The organism is Pseudoalteromonas sp. NSLLW218, assembly GCF_015864775.1.
In the GTDB taxonomy this organism is placed as follows: domain Bacteria; phylum Pseudomonadota; class Gammaproteobacteria; order Enterobacterales; family Alteromonadaceae; genus Pseudoalteromonas.
Genome location: NZ_JADYWO010000004.1, coordinates 270,545 through 290,766 on the forward strand (window position 1 = coordinate 270,545; position 20,222 = coordinate 290,766).

Genomic DNA, 20,222 nt, shown 5'->3' on the forward strand with positions numbered 1-20,222 from the left:
AATTAAAAATATGAAGAAAGACAGTATTAATCACTACAACCGCGATGAAATTATTCTTAAACAGCTTCAAGAAGAATTAGTTGGGCCTGCACCTTATGGAAAGCCTTTATCTGTCAAACCTGATCTAAAATTAGAAAATGATGAGCAATACCAAAACTGGGTTTGTAAAAAAAGTGGTGAAGAAATTTTAAAAATACCACCATTAACACGTTATGGTGCAGGTGTACTTTATTCAAAAGAGGTGAGTCCAGAGCTTATTGAGCCTGAAAATATAATTGTTGCTGAGAGTTCTCATGAAATTTCAACTGATGATACAGATAATCTTATGGGTGAGGAAAATACGGCTTCGCTAGTTGATTCCGAAGAGCTTGATATTAGTAGCACCAACTTAAGGCTTCCGGAATCATATGGCTTAAGTTTTTACTGTAATTTAGATGAAACAGAAGTTTTGAAAGTTACTATCAAAGGTGGTTTTTACAATCCCTTACAAGTAGGTACTAATAAAGATTTTTGGGTACGCGTTCCATTTGAGCAAACTGTAATTTTAGATCAGCGATTCTGGGCTGATAAACAATGTGTTTTAGATCTAGCAAGTATGAACACTCAATATAGTCGTGGCCTTATATTAAAGGGAATTAATAGAAAAAAAATAGGTAACAATCTAATTACATTAGCTGTTGTGAATGCTGCGGAAACAAATGATGGCACTTCATACAAAGATAAAAATGCACTCGCTTTATTTCAGTTTTCTATGGTTATAACAACAGAAGGTAAAAATGGTAAGAGTACTATATTGCCGTATCCAGGAAAGAAAAATTCTCTGGCGAATGACTGTAATGATAATGAAACATTAAGCAATGCACTACTTTATAAAAGTACACCTAATTACGCAATAGGACATGGTTGTGCAGCACAATGGGATTGTGTGAATAATGAGGTTGTTAATATATACACAGCTATTTTGCCAACTTATGAAGTGCCTAGTATTACGCCAGATATTAGTTTGTCTGATGGCACTGCACTGAAAGTGAGCATGCGAGATCTTTTATATTTAGATTTCGATGAAAAAGATAATATAGGCTCTAATAATTTAAATACAGTTATTAGTGCTTATAGTGATTGGATAGCTAAAAAAAATAAAGAAAGCCAGAATTTAGAAACCCACTACCAGAAGCAAGCTTTAATAAATTTAGGTGAATGTGAAAAAGCGTGTCGTAGAATGAAACAAGGATTAGATATTCTAAAAAGCAATCAAAATGCTTTAAGAGCCTTCCAATTAATGAATAAGGCTATGTGGTTACAACAGCAGCATGCACCAAGAGATAAATTACGGAACTACAGAATAGAAGATGGAGAAGTTGAAGTTGAAAAAGTAGATTTCACAGTCGATGCTAACGATAAAAAACGAGCATTAAATAAAATAGATAGCCAATGGCGTGCTTTTCAAATTGGCTTTGTGCTAATGAGTTTGGCATCAGTGGTTAATGAAAATGATGATTATAATCAGAATGTCGAACTGATATGGTTTCCAACAGGTGGTGGTAAAACAGAAGCTTATTTAGGATTAGCCGCTTTTAATATGCTCTACCAAAGGCTATCAGAGAAAAATGAAGTTGGTGTACAGGTTTTAATGCGTTATACATTACGTTTATTAACGGCGCAGCAGTTACAAAGAGCTGCAACACTTGTTTGTGCATTGGAATCATTCAGAGAAAGCGAAGAGATTCCGGGTGGTGAATTTTCTATCGGTCTCTGGGTCGGTAGTAGCACTTCGCCTAATAATAATTGTGATGCTGTTAAAGCTTTAAAAGAACTCAATAAAAATAATGACAAGCTAAAAAACAACCCTTTTCTGATAGATCGTTGCCCATGGTGTGCAGCTGAAATGGGGCCAAAAAAAATTAACAATAATTGTTATAGTGAAGGTTATGTAGAAATTAATAAAAGCGTTATTTTTAAATGTACAGATCATGAGTGTGATTATAATGACCACTTACCACTTTATATTATCGATCAAGAAATCTATAAAAAAAAGCCAAGCTTAGTGATCGGAACTGTTGATAAGTTTGCAATGTTGGCATGGAATGAAAACATAAGAAGCTTATTTGGTTTTAATGACAGAGGCGAGCGAGAACTCTCACCTCCTAAATTAATAATTCAAGATGAGTTACATTTAATATCAGGACCTTTGGGTTCAATGGTTGGATTATATGAACCAGTTGTCGAAGAACTATGCACAGATCGAAGGTTTGATAAAGTTAAACTACCAAAAATTGTTTGTGCAACAGCTACCACACGTAATTATAACCAACAGGTTAGTACGCTGTACGGCAGAGATACTGCAAGCTTATTTCCACCACCAGGGATCAGTGCTGACGATTCATTTTTTGCGGTCTACGAAAAGTTTAATGATGGTAAGTTAAAGCCTGGGCGAAAATATATTGGTATTAATGCGCCCGGTTTAGGATCATTAATGTCTGTTCAGGTGAGAGCATTCTCTGCTTTATTAGATGCTGTTACTCGAGTGTTTCCAAATGATCGAGACCCGTGGCAAACATTATTAACTTTTTATAACTCGATTAGAGAGTTAGGTGGAGGAATGACGTTATTTTCTAGTGATATACCAGAATATTTAAAGTCAGTCAGAAAAAGACAACCACATCACAAGGGACATAATAATTATTTACAGCCTACTGAATTGACTAGCCGTATTAAGTCGGATCAAGTTCCTAAAAAAATTGCAGTACTACAAAAAGAATTAGAGACTATAACTAACGAAGAACTTAATATAATAGTCACGTTTTTTGAAGGTTTAATAAATGATCCCGCTATCTTGAGCAAGCTGAATGAATTAAAAAATAAGTCATTTAAAGTTACAACCGCAGCTTTATTGAACCTGTTTAGTGAATTATCGTCGTTTAAAAAAGAGGTTGGCTTTACAGCACCAAAAGAGTTTGAATTAATCAAGAATAAGCTTTTTGCTAAAGGTATAGTCGATGTTTGTTTAGCGTCAAGTATTATCGAAGTTGGAGTTGATATTGATAGGCTTGCGCTAATGGCTATTGTTGGTCAGCCTAAAACTACGGCTCAATATATTCAAGTTTCTGGACGTGTTGGGCGAAAAAGTGATCGTAGGGGATTAGTAGTAACCTTGTACTCATCGGCAAAGCCGAGGGATAGATCGCATTATGAACAATTTATTTCTTATCACCAAAGTCTGTATGCTCAAGTTGAGCCTTCTAGTATCACCCCTTGGTCTTTGCCCGCTATTGAAAGAGCATTGGGTGCAAGCTGTGTTGCTTACATAAGGCAAACTTTACCTAAGGGAACAATGCCTAATGCAGATATCGCACAAAACCAACTAAGACACTATTGTAAGCTGCTTTTACAAAAAAGAGGAACATTTATGGGTGGTAATAATGCATTGGTATCAAAGTATTTGGAGAAGCTTGAAAATCAGTGGAGTAGTCGGCGAAGCCAATTCTCTGATTGGGGTGAAATGTTTAAGCTTTCAAAAAATCCTGTTTTATATGTACCTAGCGATAGCAATAGTAATTTAAAAAATAGCGCATGGATGGGGCCTACATCAATGAGAAATGTTGATGGTGAAACATTAGTAGGAATTAGTGAAAACCCTTATGCTAGGGAGTGTGAGTAATGAGTAAAATTAGAAAAACACAGCTAATCACGACTTTTGGGCCGGGCGCTATATATGTTGATGAGAAAGGTGTTTCACAAATAACAAGCGGTATTGACCACTGGTACGGCAGTGAATTATCTGTTCATGAATTCAAAATTGACGATAGTAGATTAGCAAATAAATTAGGCGTTGATCATTTTCGTATACCTCCCCCTTATCAAAACGAGCGAAAAGAATATAATAATAAAACAAAAAGAGAAATCACTAAAAAAGAGTATTTACATACATTTAGATTTCCTACTTGGCATGTTTGTAATCGATGTTCGACCTTAACAAAAACGGGACCATTAGCTAAACCAACAAGGGATGATAAGGGGGTGTTACGATGCTCATGTAATGGAGGCTTAACACAAGTTCGTTTCGTCTCCGCTTGTCAAAACGGGCACTTACATGAGTTCCCATGGCGTGAATGGGTTCACTCAGATCTTAGCACGCAATGTACAAAGCCTCTAAAACTTAATGGTCATGGAGGAGGCTTAAGTTCAGTTGTTGTTAGTTGCGATTGTGGAAAAAGTAGAAATTTAGAAGGAATAACGAGTAAAGAAATAGGTAAGACCTTATCTGATAAGTTAGGTAACTATGAATGCACTGGAGCAATGCCGTGGCTAGGCGATGACTATCGACAAGAGCCAAAATGCCAAGCTCCAGTTGTTGGTATGTTAAGGCAAGCAAGTAATTTATATTTTTCCAAAATACAAAGTTCTTTGAAAATACCTGATCAGAATGATCAAAAAGTTTCACCCATATATGAGTTAATACAAAGTAGTGCAAATATTAAAATACTAAAAAATATACCAGCTGAGTTGCAATTAGAATATTTATTTGACCAATGTAATGAACTAAATGCGTATAGCCCGCAAGACATTACAGATGTGGTACAGATCTTATTAAAAACAGTAGAAAACTTAAAATTAGATGGTTTTACGAATGAAATTGACTATCGATTTCAAGAACGTTCTTACTTAATAGCAGATTTTAGAAATTCCGATTTGGTGTGTAATGAAGTTAATTTTAGCAATACTAGTAATAAAGTGGCTGAATATATTTCTACTTTAACTAAAGTGACAAAGTTAACAGAAACGAGAGCATTAGAGGGGATACAAAGGATTGAAAGTAAATCTCAAAATCTGGATTTTCCTCTACAAGATACTTTAAGACGAAAAAGTTTAGATGTGTTAGGTGAAAAATGGTTGCCTGCAATTAGAAATTATGGAGAGGGTATTTATTTTGAGCTGAACTATAAAAAACTAACTCAATGGATAACTAGTAATAAAGATTGGTTAGAGTGCCGGATATCAAAAATGGTTGGAAAGAACCCACCTAAAAATATGGTGCTAACACCAACTTATGTTTTGGTGCATACGTTATCTCATATTCTAATAAATCAATTTATATTTCATTGTGGTTATGGAAGTGCGGCGCTGAGAGAGCGCATATATGTTTCAGATACTGAAGGCCAAGAAATGGCTGGAGTATTAATTTATACAGCTGCTGGAGATACTGAAGGTTCATTAGGAGGATTAGCAGCATTATCTGAATCAGAACAGTTTTTTGATGTTTTTTTTCAAGCATTAAATAATGCTGTTTGGTGTTCTGCTGATCCTATTTGTAGTGAAGCCGGAGAAAGAGGAGGACAAGGCCCAAATTCAAGTAATCTTGCTGCATGTCACAATTGCAGCTTATTACCTGAAACATCTTGTGAAACTATGAACAGCTTTTTAGATAGGCGTATGTTAATTTCAGAGTGCTTAGATGAAAATAGCCATGGTTTTTTTGATGAATTAATTTTATAAAAATTAAAATATTCTGAGAATTACCTCACCAATCTGCTGTGCCAAGTACGGAGGCACAGCATTTCCCACCTGCACATACTGGTTAGTTCTCGTCCCTTCAAAAATATAATTATCAGGAAACGTTTGTAAGCGAGCGGCTTCACGTACGCTTAAACTTCTGCACTGCTGTAGGTCATAATGAACAAAGTAATGCCCATCTTTTGAGATATGGCTTGTAACTGTCGTAGCATATTTACTGGCAACTTGTACCCTAAATCGATCTGAATGTGTTCCAGTATCCCAATTAGCGTGGGCCGGGGCTAGTTCTTGTGGGAAATGACGAGACTTAGGTGATAAACCTTGAATTTGTGCGTATGCAGCACAGTATGAGTAACGTAGTAAATCATCAACCATATGTCCTCTGGTTTCATGATTTAGAACGACTTTAAGGCTTGGATCGATATACCAAGATTTTAAAGGCTCTGGCATGATTGGATCTTTGTTACTTAAAGCTTTTTCTTTTCTTGTTAAGCCTATTTTTGGTAAAAGATTCAAGCTGTTTGCTGATTCTTCATTAAATTGCTTTGTCAGAATTACTTTTAATTTAGCTGCATTTTTAGTAACAGCTATTTCCCAATCTTTTGCGTTATCTTTTTGTTTTGAAAAGCCGCTGCGTAAATTTGGTAAGTCACTAATAGCTTGTTCTACGCTTACTTGGTGATCGCATAGTTTTAGCGTTTCTGGAATAGCAGCTATATCTTCTCGAATACCTAATAGAATAACTCGGTGTCTTGCTTGAGGTATCCCGTACTGTTCACAACGAATTAAAAAATCGGTAGGATTTTTGTATTGTGGATCTTCTGGGTTTTTTGCATCAGCTACTAATGAGTAGATTTTATATTTTGGAATCTTTTTATGCTTTGTTACTGAGCCAGGGCTGCGCAAATCTTCTAATATTTGTGGAAACATGACTTGGCCGTTAACTTTTGCTGTAAGTATTCCTCTTACATTTTCCATCACAAAAATATCAGGCTTCGCTAGGCAAATTACTTCTAAGTATTCTTTATATAAAAAGTGGCGAGTATCCTCTTCTGCAATGTAACTTTTATTCCCAGCATTTCGAGAACGTCCTGCAAGAGAATAAGCTTGGCATGGAGGCCCACCAATTAGTACTTTTGGCCCTTTATGCTCTTTTACAAGATCTTTAATACGCTTATGAATAAGCTTATTATCTTTGCCAAGTTCTTTAGCACCATTGAGAGTTTCTTGATTGGCTTCTGTTGCAATATCGGGGTGAAGTTCAAACAACTCATCACGTGTAATTTTTCCATGCAGATAATTATAGTAATTATCTAATGGCTGAGACTTTGTTTTGAGTGAGCGAAAGAAAGCACGAGTAGTAAGAGTTTTATGGGCATGAAAATCTTTCTCGACAGAAATACCTATTTGAAAAGGTGATTTACCATTTTCTGTTTTAGCTGCGGAAATCCCTTCGCCAAGTCCACCTGGGCCTGCAAATAAATCGATAACAAGAATTTCACCGTTTTCCATAACTAACTTAACTACTTCAAAATAAAAAGACGGTGAATCATACCAGGCCTCATATGGCCTATAAAGTTTTAAATAGCCAAAATTAAACAACCGGCCAAAATAACAGCTAATAATTGGAGATTAAAGACTGCTGCTAAGAAAACCTCCCCGTGATCACATCCAAAATTTAATTAATGATGAGTAATTAACAGCATGGATGCTGTTAAAAGCGTAGCTTGGCCATGGATGGCCTATCTACGCTAGTTACGTTCATATTATTAATTTAAATTGAGGAGGTAGTGTGATCCTCGGGGCGCCGTGGGGTTCCAAGGGGCGGTCGGCGGTATCCGCCCCTTGGTTGCCATCGCCAATGCGATATTTGTAAATTATTTTAAAAGCTACGCTTTTCGCGCGAGTAAGCTGGTCGCCTACAGGTGTTTAGGTGGGCTTTGTAGTGTGGGTTTGAATGATGCGACATGTACCTGTTTTTAAGGTATAAAGTAAACATTGTGATTATAGGAACTCATCATGGATGATTTATTAAACCAAGGTTTAAGCCTTTTATTTGTTATTGGTAGTGTTTATTCATTACTGGGTGTTTTGTTTGTCAAAATATGGCTTCATCAGAAAAATGCAAAACTACCTGTTGATCGCAAAAAGCTTAAACGTGTTGCAGCGCAGACACTTAATGAACAAGTTAATGATAAAGTTTTAGATGTAATAGGCTTAGTCTTTTTGTCTGCTTTGATAGTCACAATGCCTTTTGCTATTAAAGGAATTGCTGAAATGTTTGCCAGCGGCAAGCTTAATTACTTCTTCATTATTATGATTGCATTGGGACTAACGTATGTGGCACGAAAGCTTTGGGTTAAATCTAACGACTTAATAAAGCTAAAACTAGGACGTGATGCAGAGTTAGCAGTTGCTTCAGAGCTTATAGAATTACAGTCACACGGTTATCAGGTATTTCATGATATACAAGCAGATGGTTTTAATATTGACCATTTAGTTGTTGGGCCAAATGGAATATTTGCTATTGAAACCAAAGGCAGACATAAACGAATAAAAGACGATACAAATTACAAAGTTAAATTTGAGAATAACCATTTAGCATTTCCTTCTTGGTTTGAAAGTAAGCCGTTAGAGCAAGCTCAAAATCAAGCTAATTGGGTGAATAAATGGCTGCAAGAGGCAACGGGTTTTAATACTCCGGTTTTACCTGTTTTATGCTTCCCTGGTTGGTTTGTGGAACTAAAGCAGAGACCAATCTTTCCAATCGTTTCTCATAAACAAATAGTTAAAACGATCCTTTCAATGCGACAAGTTAGCTTAAATCAAGAGCAGCAGCGTGCTATTTGCTATCAAGTGGTGCAGCGAGCCTTAAACGATAGTAAGGCAATTTAAAGCTTCGCTTTTCGCGCGAGCAAGCTCAGCGCCTACAGGTGTTGAGCTTGGCTATTAAGCTCAAAATGTCATTAACTTCCCATAAGTAACTTAAGTTTTACTTATGGGGCTGGGTTTTATTTTACTGCCTATAAGTAAGTTACGGTTTACTTATAGGCAGTAAATATACGTTCAAACTTAAAAGTAAGTTATATTTGACTTTTGGGTAGGCTACCCTAAAATAAATTGTATAAGTAAACTATAGTTGACCTTTAATGAGTGAATTACCAGCAAAAAAAACACTTGGAAGAGTTGTTAAACGCACTGAAATGCCTGATCTATCAAAGCCGTTTTCGTCGGTGCGACTCGCTAAAGCGATTACTTCAAAGCGAACAGGCATGAAGCTTACATTGGTTGATGTATCGCAAGCACTTAATATTTCAAAGCCTACGCTGATAAAAATAGAAAAAGGTGATGTGAATGTGCAGTTTTTTAATGTACTCAAAGTGATGGAATACTTGGGGTTGTCGTTTAGCCTTGTCAGTGATGACGAGTCGCACCACAATAACAACGAAGAGGTGAGCGATGAGCAGTGGTATTAAAAAAAACAGCTTGGATGTATTTATTGGGCATACGCAGAAGATAGGTGCGATAGCCCTTGATATAGGCTCTGAAAATGATATTGCATTTACCTATGAGCCTGAGTGGATTAATAAGGGGTTTGCTATTTCACCACACTTACCGCTCAATGGTGATTTTGACTCACGTGATGTGCGTAATTATTTACAAAACTTATTACCCGAGGGCAAAGGTCTTGATGAGATTATAAGTAGTACTACTATCTCTAAAAATAATACGTTTGGTTTGATTAAAGTAATTGGCGAGGAAACGTCAGGCGCTTTGTCGTTTAGAGCAAGTAACAGTACTTTAAAGCAAACATCTTTTCGTGAAGTAACTAATGATGAGCTAAGCCAAAAACTTAAACGCTTTGTACAAGTTGGCGAGCCAATTACTCATTGGGATGGCCGAACTCGGCTCTCTGTTGCTGGCGTTCAAGACAAACTAAACCTACTCGAAATCGATAGTAAATTAGGATTTGGTGAAGGGGAGCTATGTTCTAATAAAATTTTTAAATTCGAAACAGGTACCGCTCCTTTCATTGCAGTAAATGAACTTTTTACCATGCTTTTGGCAAAAGAGTCGGGGCTCAATGTTCCCCATGTTGAGTTGCGTACTTACGCAGATGTAAGAGTATTTGTAATAGATCGCTTTGATAGGCGCGTTACACAAGATCAAAACCGTGTATTACGTCGTCATATTATTGATGGTTGCCAAGCCACTAATTTACCTCCTTCTTATAAATATGAGCGTCAGCATGGTGATGATGGGGATGGTATTTATATTCGAGATGGCGTTTCTTTTGCAAAACTCTTTAGTGTTAAAACAACGAATGTACAAGCGTATGAGGCTCAGCTTATTCGTTGGATGACATTTAATATTTTAGTACGTAATTACGATGCTCATGGCAAAAACATTAGTTTTTTTGTTGGTAAAAATGGTTTAGAGCTTACGCCGTTTTACGACTTGGTAAATATAGAGGCTATTATTGAGCAGGGAAGCATTGACCGTGATATGGGCTATTTACAGCCTAAAATATCAAGGTGTTATGCTATGTCAGTGGGGGAGCATAATTCGCAAAGTGCGGGCAATTTTACTAATGAGATTACAGCTTACATGTTAGCTGATTTTGCTGATGAATTTGCTATTTCACTACCACGGATGCAACTACTTATGAGTCAAACCGTTGATTCTGTATTAGCCGCAATTGATACGGCTAAAGTTTCTGCTGTTAAAAATAACTTATCTTCTGCTGAATTAGCACACATTGATTTGTGCATAAAAATAATTAATAAAGCTGCAAATAAGCTGAGTGAGCAAATAATACAACTACCAAATATGGATGCATTTATTTAAATATTAGAAAATAAATACACGCATTTTGAGTGATAAATTCATATATTGGTTGCCAGCATCAACGCGATATTTGTAAATTAAAATTAAAAGCGCGAGATAAAATCACACCTACGCTTTTGTTAAGAGTGATGTTTACATTAATGTAGGTGAGGTTTTATACCTCGCTTATAAATACATTTTTTACCACAGAAAAGTGAATTATTGTTCTATGTAGCGCTTAAAAGTAATGAGGCAATTAACTCTGCTATTCGCCTCATTAAGTGAGGCGAATAGGTGTTTAGGTGAGCTTTGTAGAGTTGATTGGGGTAATGATCTAGTTACTAGAGGGCAAAGCGCGATGTAAAATCGCGCCTACAATTTAAAAGCTTCGGGTACCTATTACTCCAACCGCGTTACTTTTAATTTTATTTTACCTGCATTAGCGCCATAAAAGCGGCTTAAGTCGTTTGCAAATGGGCAAAACTCGCCTGATTTATCCATTTTAATGTCGGCGCCATTGGCTATCTCAAAAAGGTGGTCGTCGTTTTTATTAATAGCACCAATGAGTGAAAACCATTGTGCGCGAGGAAATCGTCTAAATGGTTCAAGCACGGCCATGGGTATTTCTTTTACGCCAAGTTGAACGTTATCGCGGTTCCAGCCTAATGGCGTGCACTTTATGCCATCGTCAAACCAATATTGATTTGGGTATGGGGTAAAGCGGTACGTAGCGCCTTGCTCTAGCATGAGGCCGGTTGCGTTGTATTGCTCAGAGGCAAATACCATTACATCTTGGCTTTGGTTAATGCCCAGCACACTCATGTTTTGATTAGCGAGTTCTATATGTTGGCTTAAACCAATAAAGCTAAGTGTGGTGTTGTCGTTGTAGCTAATTTTGTAATGCAGTTTTTTAAGCGATTCTGGGCGGTAACTGGTTAGCTTATTAATACGTTCGGCTACGCTGTAGTGCACTAAAGGCTCAAGGTTGCTGGCTTCGTCATCAATTAATATATAGCACTGCCTATCTACTAATTTAAAAAACGGGTTAAACCAAAAGTAATTTTGTTGATGACTTAATGCGAGCGGGTCGGGCGTTACTGTTACGTCATCTTGTGCTACTAAGTTGCTATCGGGGAGTAGGGTTTCGTAATCTATGTCGTGGCTAGTGAGTAACGATATATTAAGCGGTTGTTCTATTAGCCATTCAAGTGCATAGCGCAAGCTAATATCGGCTAGGCCATCGCGGTAGTAACCGCCGCCAATGTCTGAATGCGCACCTGCAAACCATAGCTCGGTAATGTTGCTTTGATGGTTCATGAGTGTGGGTTCAAATGCGCGGCGTTTTTCGTCAAGGGCTACGCAGTGCAGCGCGTGAGTAATGTTGTTGGCAATGGTGTGGTTTTCAAAAATAACGTGCTCTGCGCCGCGTGTGGCTTTACTTACTTTTGACAAGCCAATTGAGGCGACGGTATCAAACACACATACGTAAACATTATCAGCAATTAAAGGCTCTAGGATTTTGGCAAAACGCCTAGCAAGTGCACCGCCTCTGCTAAAACCCGTTAGCAGTATGGTATCGCCTATTAGGTAGTGAGCTTTAAAGTCGCTTAACGCTTGATTTAAAATACTGGCTACGTCGTCACCACGAGGTGCAAGGGTTTGGTTTAAAATGCGTTTAAGGCGGCTGCCTTTGGTACCAATACCTTGATAATAAAAACTGAGTTGGTTAGCAAATGGAGTAATTGGGGAGTCTTCTAATTTACCGCCAAGTAGTAAATGCAGTTTTAGAATGTTGGTAATATTAGAGTCTTCTTTAAAATGATCAGAGCTAAATTGCTCTGCATCACGGGGTTCGTTTCCTGTGCCGTCAAAGTTAAAAATTAGCGTTTTACCCGTCATAACCCAATTTCCTTAGTTGTTTTAAATACTCTACACAGACAATGTTAAAAATTAAAGACAATATTCATCAAGTAATGGCTCGCCTGTTATGTAGATCAGTGATTATTAAAAATATAGTGATTTAGTTCTGTGCCCTCTGCGGGTTTTAGTGCAGGGTTAAGTTGTACTAACTGCTGATAAACTTCAGGATAAAATGTTTTTAATCGGGCAACGCGAGAAAAGTGGTTTGGTTCAAATTTTTCTACAAGCTGCAACGCTAAAGGGACCATTGGGCTTAACTCACCTTGGGTGTAGCTTTGTTCTAGCGCTAAGTCGAGTATATCTACTCCAAGTTTACTGGGAACAGTCGGTATTTTATTATCAATTAGAAATTGGACTACTTCGACAGAAGATGATGCAGCTTGTATATAAACGTCGCGTCCACGTATATCGGTAATCGAAAAATCAAAACCAAGTTGTGCAAGTTCTTGCCATTTTTTTAGTGGAAACCAGCTTAGTCTAACCAAATCCTTTGGAGGAACGGGTAGTGTTCGGCTATTCCAAATAGGAACTAAGTCATATGGATTTTCAAGTAACCTAATAAATAGCACGTTTGTTTCTGTTTGGTTTAGTGGAGTTGTTTGGCTGTATTCAAGTGCTTTTTTAAATTCTTTTTTAGCTAAATACTCACGAAATACATTATCGCTTCTATCTGAAGAAGTACGACCGGCAAGGGTGTTCCACCAATAATTAACTAAAACAGGGTCTATATCTTGTAATACGTCTTCAAAGTTGCTGCCATATTCTTTTTCAATTTCGCGAACTTTTGCGTAAGCGTCTCTATCTTGTATGAGCTTTTGGGCTGCAAATAGCTTCTTTGGTAGTTGACTACAATTGCTTGAGTATGAATTTAGTTCTTCTTTTTTAAGTTGTATTTCTTGTAAAAATTGAGATATTTCAGAATCATCGGGCTCACTCACTTGTGGCAATGTGGCGTTGTCTATTTTACCAATAGGGCTAAAGTAAGCATATTGCTCAGGGTTTTCCTGCCCATTAATATAGGCGCCTTGCTGGTAAATAAAATCACTTACAAAAGAAACGCCTTTGCCATTTAGGTCGTCATTAGCATTGCCGCTATGAGCTTTATAGCCCTGCTCTGTGAGGTAGTCCAACATTTGAGTATGCTTTGCATCTAAAGGGGCTGGCGTTAAGTTACCACTTCTAGGCAGGTTTACTATTGCAACATCTAAACCAGTAAATAAGCCAGGCCGATTGGTTGGTGTTACGCCTAGTTGTTGTAGTGCTTTTACAAGCGGTAAATTAAACTGGCTTACGGCAATATCAGCCATGTTATACAAAACAGAATTTTCTTCGTACAACGGCAGAGCATCCAGTGCCGGCACCTGCTTCATAAGTGCAAAAATATATTCATTAGGAATGTTGTTTTTAATTGCAGTAGCTAACTCATTAACTGTAAATTGGTTAGATGAAATTGCCTGCTCAAACTCTTTTGGCGTAAATTTATTTGCATTAAGCACAAACAATGTCGCCGGGGAAATAACTTCACTGCCCTCAAGTTTAATAAACGTTTTAGAGTAAGTGGTAAATGTATCAGTGTTGTTTAATAAAGCATAAAGGGTTTCTTTTTGTACATTTTCATCAAGGGGTACACTCAGAGTAAGTCCTGAAGGGCTATGTTTATTACCACCAAGCTGTTGAATCATTTCTTTTACTTTTTCATTGGTGAAGCCTTTAATTGCCTCAATGCCTTGCCAATTAGCTAATTCGTCTAAAGAGCTAGTAATATTAAGCTGCTGCTTTTGCTCAGCAACTATGGCATCTCTTAAAAAGGCAATATATTGACGCTTATAGATTCCTGATAGGGTTGCATACTTTAAAAGCGTGGGGACCGACGTCCCTTTTTTAAGCTCACTCACAAAAAATGAAACAAACGATTGGTTTAAATTATTTATTTTTATATGTTGTTGCTGTGATTGATCTCTACAAAGGCGAATATCTTTTTTTAGATCTGTGACTATTCTTAGCGGTGTGCCTTCTACGGGCTGCTTTTTATTAACTAAATTAGGCTCAGTGGCATTTGGTGCAGCCACGTTGGTCTGCTCTACAGCGGCTGTGTTAGGCTGGGTTTTAAATAGATATACTGCCAAAGCCGCTATAATTATAAGTCCGAGAAGTCGCTTTTTCATAACCGCCAATCCTTTGATGTTATTAAAATATTCTCACATCGTACTACTTTAGGTACGCAAAGTGCAAAAAGCCTTAAGAGATAATACTTATTAACTTTTAAAGCTTTTTAGTGGTTTGCTGAGCGTACTTAATTTATTAGTGCAATTTCATTTTTGGGCGCACTACACGCAGCACTTTTTCGCTTATCCATAATGCAAAGGTTTTTGCGCTGCCGTGTATGGCGCGTTGGTGCATACGGTATAAAGATATATACATAAAGCGGGCAATTTTACCTTCAATAAAAAAGGTATTGCTGGTTAGGTTACCCATTAAGTTACCCACGGTGCTATAGCTCGATAAGTTAACCAGCGAGCCATGGTCGCTGTATTTAAAGCCGCGTAGTGGTTGCTGCTTTAATGTTGCGATAAGATTTTTTTCGACGCACTGCGCCATTTGATGCGCCGATTGTGCGCGTGGCGGTACTTGCTTGCCATCCGCTTGGGTAAATGCGCAGCAATCGCCTAATACAAAAATGCTTTCGTCTACGGTGCTTTGTAAAAACTCGTTTACTTGAATTTGGTTGCTGCGAGTAAGCTCAAAAATACCTAAGTCTTTAATAAAATCAGGTGCTTTTACGCCTGCCGCCCACACCATAATATCGGCATCAATGTGTTCTTCATCTTTGGTGATAAAGCCTTGCGCGGTGCCTTCTTTTACTTGCGTTTGCTCGCGCACGTTTACGCCAAGCTTTAATAGCTCGCGTTTGGCACTTACGGCAATACGCTCTGGTAATGCAGGTAAAATACGTGGGCCGGCTTCTATTAAATGAATATGCAAACGCTTAGACGACATATTTGTTAAGCCATAAAGCTTTAATAGCTCAGATACATGGTAAAGCTCAGCTGAAAGCTCAACACCCGTAGCACCGCCGCCAACAATGGCAATATTAAGTGATTGCTGTTGGTTGTCGTCTTGGTGAAGGCGCGTAAAGCTATCTAGTAATGAGTGCTGAAAGCGCTCTGCTTGTTGGCTTGAATCTAAAAAGTAGCAATGCTCTTTTATACCAGGGGTATTAAAGTCGTTACTTACGCTGCCAATGGCAATAACAAGGTGATCGTAACGAACTGTACGGCCAGGTAAAATAGTGTGGCCTAACTCGTCGTTAAGTGGGGAGAGGGTAATTGTTTTATTGCTTTGGTCTATATTGCAAAAAGTACCAAGTTGAAAACGATAATGATGTTTTGCGGCATGGGCTGAATACACAACGCCATCTAAATCAGGGTCAATAGAGCCTGTCGCTACTTCGTGCAGTAACGGCTTCCATATGTGGGTACGGTTTTTGTCTATTAACAGTATATCTGCTTGTTTCTTTTTTCCTAGCTTATGCCCCAATTGGGTTGCAAGTTCTAATCCGCCAGCACCACCGCCAATAACGACGATTTTAGGTATTGTAATACTCATAACGTTGCCCTTAAAAATAATATACCCAAGTGATCTGTATTTTTTATTAGATTTTTAAGGTGACTTGGGTATCAATAAATTATTTTGGCAACAAGTAGTTACTACTCATTTTATGGTGCCTAGTTTGCGCCTAAATAAAACCGATGTCAGCAAAAAATGCTGAATAAAGGCATATAAGTTATACTCACTTTCTTATCGTTTAGCTGTGCAGTTAAATTGCTGTTAAAAACACCGAAAAGGACATTTATGACCACGCCATTAATTCAATCACTTGAGCAGCACTTTGGTTTTAGCCAGTTTAGAACAGGGCAACAACAAACTATAGAGCAGCTTTTAAATGGTCAATCGTCGTTGGCTATATTTCCGACCGGCTCGGGTAAATCGTTGTGCTATCAATTAACTGCGTTGCATTTACCAAATTTAACCTTAGTGGTTTCGCCTTTACTTGCATTGATGAAAGATCAAATTAGCTTTTTAAATAGCAAAGGTATTTATGCTGCCAGCCTTGATTCGAGCCAAGATCAAATGCAAAGCAGCACCGTAATGAATGATGTGCGAAATGGTAAAATTAAAGTACTAATGGTGTCGGTTGAGCGTTTTAAAAACGAGCGTTTTAGAGAGTTTATAAGCCAAGTGGCGCTTTCGATGTTAGTGGTCGACGAAGCGCACTGTATATCTGAATGGGGCCATAACTTTAGGCCCGATTACCTTAAACTGCCGCGTTACCGCGAAGAGCTTAATATTCCTTTAGTGTTGTTACTTACTGCAACGGCCACTAAAAAAGTAAAACGCGATATGGCAGAGCGCTTTGCTATTGCGCCTGAGTGTATTGTGCAAACGGGCTTTTACCGCGCTAATTTAGATTTAAGCGTGCTGAGCGTTAAAACCGCCGATAAAAACACCGAGCTTACCAATATTGTGCGCGCGCAAAATGGCCCTGGTATTGTGTATGTAACGCTACAGCAAAGCGCTGAGCAAGTCGCTAATGTGCTAAGTGCGCAAGGTGTGCATGCTGTTGCTTATCATGCGGGGCTTGAAGATACGCTACGCTGGCAAATTCAAGATGACTTTATGGCGGGTAAAATTAACGTAGTAGTGGCAACCATAGCCTTTGGTATGGGCGTTGATAAATCGGATATTCGCTTTGTTATACATTACGATTTACCAAAATCGATTGAAAACTACAGCCAAGAAATTGGCCGAGCAGGGCGCGATGGTAATCCATCAAACTGTTTCACGCTTGCTAACCTAGACGGCCTAAATACGGTTGAAAACTTTGTATATGGCGACACCCCTGAGCTTAGCGGTATTGAATACGTAATTAACGATATTCGTCAAAGCCACCAGCAATGGGAAATGCAAGAATATAGCTTATCGAGCGAAAGTAATATTAGGCAACTAGCACTTAAAACCTTACTCGTACAGCTTGAAATGCAAGGCGCTATAACGCCGCAATATGCCTACTACGCCGATTTTAAATATAAATTTTTGGTTGATAAAAACGAGCTACTAAGCCAGTTTGACGAGCAACGCCAAGCATTTTTAACACAAATATTTAGCCATACCGATTTTAAAAAAATATGGGGTACGCTAAATTTTGACTCCCTTACGCAAGCCGCGCAGGTTGATCGAAAACGCGTAGTGGCTGCTCTTGATTACCTAGCCGAAAAAAACCTAATAACGCTCGAAACCAAACGTATTACTCAAGTATACAAAGTGCATGCAGAGGTTATAAATAACCCTGAACTTGCCCAGCAACTTCATGATTACTTTACCGATAAAGAACAGGCCGAAATTAAACGTATTGCTGCATTGGTTCGCTTTTTTGAGCTACAAAGTTGCTTAAGCTATAACTTAGCGCGCTATTTTGACGATCAAAATGCGCCAGCGCAATGCGGGCATTGTAGTGTATGCAGAGGGCATGCGGTTAAGCTTGAGTACTCTATAGAGCCTGCATATATTGACGAGCAACTTATTTATCAAAAGGTAGATGAGTTTTTAGCGCATATGGCGGGCAAAGGTAATCATAATGTGGGTATTGAAACCCAATGCCGCTTTTTAGCGGGGATGAGTGTGCCGTTATTTGCGCGTAATAAAGTGCGCCAACTGAGTGGTTTTGCGCTGTGCGAGCAGATGCGTTACAGCGATATAAAAGCAAAACTACTAGCGCGTTAAATTAGTTACTGTATCCTAGTGGCTTATTCAAAAAAGTAAGCCACTATGCCTCATATTGTTATTCCCGTTGAAAATATTTCTACTACCCCAGAGCCAGTTACCTGTGCTAACTGCCAAGCCTGTTGTTGCCAATTAGAAGTGCGCATAGTAACCGACACCGGCGTGCCTTTTAACTATATAGAATACGATAAATGGGGCAGCGAAGTAATGAAACGCGCTGACGATGGTTGGTGCCAAGCACTCGACCGTAATACGCTTATGTGCTCTATTTACGAAAACCGCCCATTAGTATGTCGCGAGTTTGAAATGGCGTCGGGTGAGTGTATTACCGAGCGTGATTTAGCGGGTATATAGTCCGCTATTATTAAAGTACATAAACAATAAAGGGGCTTAAAGCCCCTTTTTAATTACTGTAAAACGCTAAACAATTAAACTTTAAAGTAGCTAATATACTTTTTAAGCGTGTTTGAAAGGTCAGCTAATGCAACGGCTTCCTGCGCGTTACTGTTAAGCGACATGCTGGTTTCTTTTGACATACTGGCAATTTCTTCTACGCCGGTACTAATTTGCGCCACGGTGGCTACTTGGTTTGATGTTGATTCAACAATTTCGAGCACGTTACTTAATGAGTCATTAGCTTGTTGCTGTATTTGATGCAGTAGCTCGTTTGCTTCGTGAGTAAGCGTTAAGCCATTTTCTACTTGCGGTACTGTGGTTTCCATAGCTGTTACCGACGCTTGCGTGTTTTCTTGTACTTGCAAAATCATCTTTTCGATATCGCCTGTTGCATCACCAGTACGCTGGGCAAGTTGCCTTACTTCGTCAGCAACAACAGCAAAACCTCGGCCTGTTTCGCCTGCTCTAGCGGCTTCTATTGCCGCATTTAGTGCAAGTAAGTTTGTTTGATCGGAAATACTGCGGATCACACTTAAAATATCGCCAATGTGTTTTACATGTTCTTGCAACACGTTTACTTGGGTAACTGTAGCTTTTACGGTCACTGAAATTTGTTCAATTTCGGCGGCAACTTTTTGTACTGCAACACTACCTTGCTGTGACAACTGCGCGGTTATTTTTGAGTTATCTTCTGTTTGCCTAACTGAATCGGCTACAGCATGAATACTGCGGCTCATTTCTTCTAGGCTGCTTACTGCTGAGTTTGTATAAGTAACTTGTGCGTCAGCGGCACTAAGTGCTTGCTGCGAGCCAGACGCTACGCTTGCAGAGTGGGTAGAAAGCTCTTCAGATGAGTTAATAATGCTATCTACAATGGTTTTTAATTTAGATTGCATCACCCCTACAGAAGCCATCATGCTATTTGGGCAACACGACTGTACATCGCCTCTTAAGTCGCCTTGGGCAATAAGGGCAATTACTTCGGCGGCTTCTTGTGGCTCGCCGCCTACAGACTTTCTGATTAGTTGGCTAATAACATACGCAACGCTTGCACCTATTAAAACTGCAAGCGCGGTAAGCGCAATCATCCATGTTTTAAATGAGCTGGCTACTTCGCGGGTATCGATAGTGGTGGCTTGATTTGCCTGTTCTTGCAGGTTTATAAATTGATTTATAACATTTAGCCACTCGGTAAACGCAGGGCGCGCATCGGTTAATAAAATACGCTCAGCTTCGTTTAGGTTTCCTGCGTTTTTAGCGTTTATTACACCTTGAATAAAAGGCTGAGTTCGCTGCTCTATTTGATTTATTTTATTAATTAAAGCGCGTTCTTCGCTATTCATATTACTTATTAGCTCGGCCATAGAGCGGCTTGAGGTTTGGTAAAATGCGTTTAGCTCTTTTATGCTATTTAACACGGTGCTTAAACTGCTTTGATCGGTAATTAGCACTACATCGCGCACGGCTATTGCTCTGTCGTGTACGCTGCCTCTAAAGTTAATTGCGTAACGTTGCTTTACCGAGTTTACGTCGGTCATGTGGGTAATATTATTATTAATGAGGCTAACGCGCGAAATTCCAATAATGGTTAAAATAAGCATCATTGATAAAATTACGCCAAAACCGGTCGTTAAACGCATGTTTATGGTCATGGTTGATCCCAAGTGTGAGTCAATACGCGCAAGAGCAGCTTGTATTATTAGTGATTATTCTAAAATAATAGCAGCATTATGCCTTATTAATTAAAGTTTTATTAGCAATAAGGGATTGTTTGTTAATTTAGTTTA

Annotated in this window: 12 protein-coding genes; 7 read left to right on the forward strand and 5 right to left on the reverse strand. The window is 38.6% G+C overall.

Annotation, left to right across the window (positions count from 1 at the left end; genetic code table 11):
* Nucleotides 1-10 precede the first annotated feature (10 nt).
* The gene (locus I6E80_RS08050; protein WP_231616748.1) at nt 11-3,658 is read left to right on the forward strand and encodes a helicase-related protein; all 3,648 of its coding nucleotides are present in this window, start codon (nt 11-13) and stop codon (nt 3,656-3,658) included.
* Nucleotides 3,658-5,493 (forward strand): DUF1998 domain-containing protein, encoded by a 1,836-nt coding sequence (gene drmB / locus I6E80_RS08055; RefSeq protein ID WP_197185292.1) that lies wholly within the window; start codon nt 3,658-3,660, stop codon nt 5,491-5,493. The genes I6E80_RS08050 and drmB overlap by 1 nt, the downstream gene beginning before the upstream one ends.
* Nucleotides 5,494-5,496: 3 nt before the next feature.
* Here drmB and I6E80_RS08060 read toward each other — a convergent pair whose 3' ends face one another.
* A complete protein-coding gene (locus I6E80_RS08060; protein ID WP_197185293.1) occupies nt 5,497-7,023 on the reverse strand; it encodes a DNA cytosine methyltransferase in 1,527 nt (508 codons plus the stop codon).
* Nucleotides 7,024-7,530: 507 nt separating this feature from the next.
* Between I6E80_RS08060 and I6E80_RS08065 the strand changes: the two genes are divergently transcribed.
* The 3 genes from I6E80_RS08065 to I6E80_RS08075 all read left to right on the forward strand — a co-directional run bounded on the left by I6E80_RS08065 (nt 7,531) and on the right by I6E80_RS08075 (nt 10,359).
* On the forward strand, nt 7,531-8,406 hold the full coding sequence (locus tag I6E80_RS08065) for a nuclease-related domain-containing protein (RefSeq protein WP_197185294.1): 876 nt from the start codon (nt 7,531-7,533) through the stop codon (nt 8,404-8,406).
* A 254-nt stretch (nt 8,407-8,660) separates the two neighbouring features.
* Nucleotides 8,661-8,987, forward strand: a complete 327-nt coding sequence (locus I6E80_RS08070; protein WP_029750805.1) for a helix-turn-helix domain-containing protein — start codon at nt 8,661-8,663, stop codon at nt 8,985-8,987.
* Entirely contained in the window at nt 8,971-10,359 is a 1,389-nt protein-coding gene (locus tag I6E80_RS08075; RefSeq protein WP_197185295.1) for a HipA domain-containing protein, read from the forward strand. The genes I6E80_RS08070 and I6E80_RS08075 overlap by 17 nt, the downstream gene beginning before the upstream one ends.
* Nucleotides 10,360-10,737: 378 nt before the next feature.
* On the opposite strand, the gene I6E80_RS08080 is transcribed toward I6E80_RS08075, so the two are convergent.
* The 3 genes from I6E80_RS08080 to I6E80_RS08090 form a co-directional block, all read right to left on the reverse strand.
* On the reverse strand, nt 10,738-12,237 hold the full coding sequence (locus tag I6E80_RS08080) for a DUF2235 domain-containing protein (protein ID WP_197185296.1): 1,500 nt from the start codon (nt 12,235-12,237) through the stop codon (nt 10,738-10,740).
* A gap of 95 nt (nt 12,238-12,332) precedes the next feature.
* A complete protein-coding gene (locus I6E80_RS08085) occupies nt 12,333-14,423 on the reverse strand; it encodes a cupric reductase (RefSeq protein ID WP_197185297.1) in 2,091 nt (696 codons plus the stop codon).
* A gap of 136 nt (nt 14,424-14,559) precedes the next feature.
* Nucleotides 14,560-15,864, reverse strand: coding sequence for an NAD(P)/FAD-dependent oxidoreductase (locus I6E80_RS08090; protein WP_076924960.1), 1,305 nt, complete (start codon nt 15,862-15,864; stop codon nt 14,560-14,562).
* Nucleotides 15,865-16,110: 246 nt separating this feature from the next.
* Here I6E80_RS08090 and I6E80_RS08095 point away from each other — a divergent pair, with 246 nt between their 5' ends.
* On the forward strand, nt 16,111-18,039 hold the full coding sequence (locus I6E80_RS08095) for an ATP-dependent DNA helicase RecQ (RefSeq protein ID WP_197185298.1): 1,929 nt from the start codon (nt 16,111-16,113) through the stop codon (nt 18,037-18,039).
* A gap of 45 nt (nt 18,040-18,084) precedes the next feature.
* A complete protein-coding gene (locus tag I6E80_RS08100) occupies nt 18,085-18,393 on the forward strand; it encodes a YkgJ family cysteine cluster protein (protein WP_010554993.1) in 309 nt (102 codons plus the stop codon).
* Between the two features lie 74 nt (nt 18,394-18,467).
* Here I6E80_RS08100 and I6E80_RS08105 read toward each other — a convergent pair whose 3' ends face one another.
* Nucleotides 18,468-20,087 (reverse strand): methyl-accepting chemotaxis protein, encoded by a 1,620-nt coding sequence (locus I6E80_RS08105; RefSeq protein WP_197185299.1) that lies wholly within the window; start codon nt 20,085-20,087, stop codon nt 18,468-18,470.
* Nucleotides 20,088-20,222 lie beyond the last annotated feature (135 nt).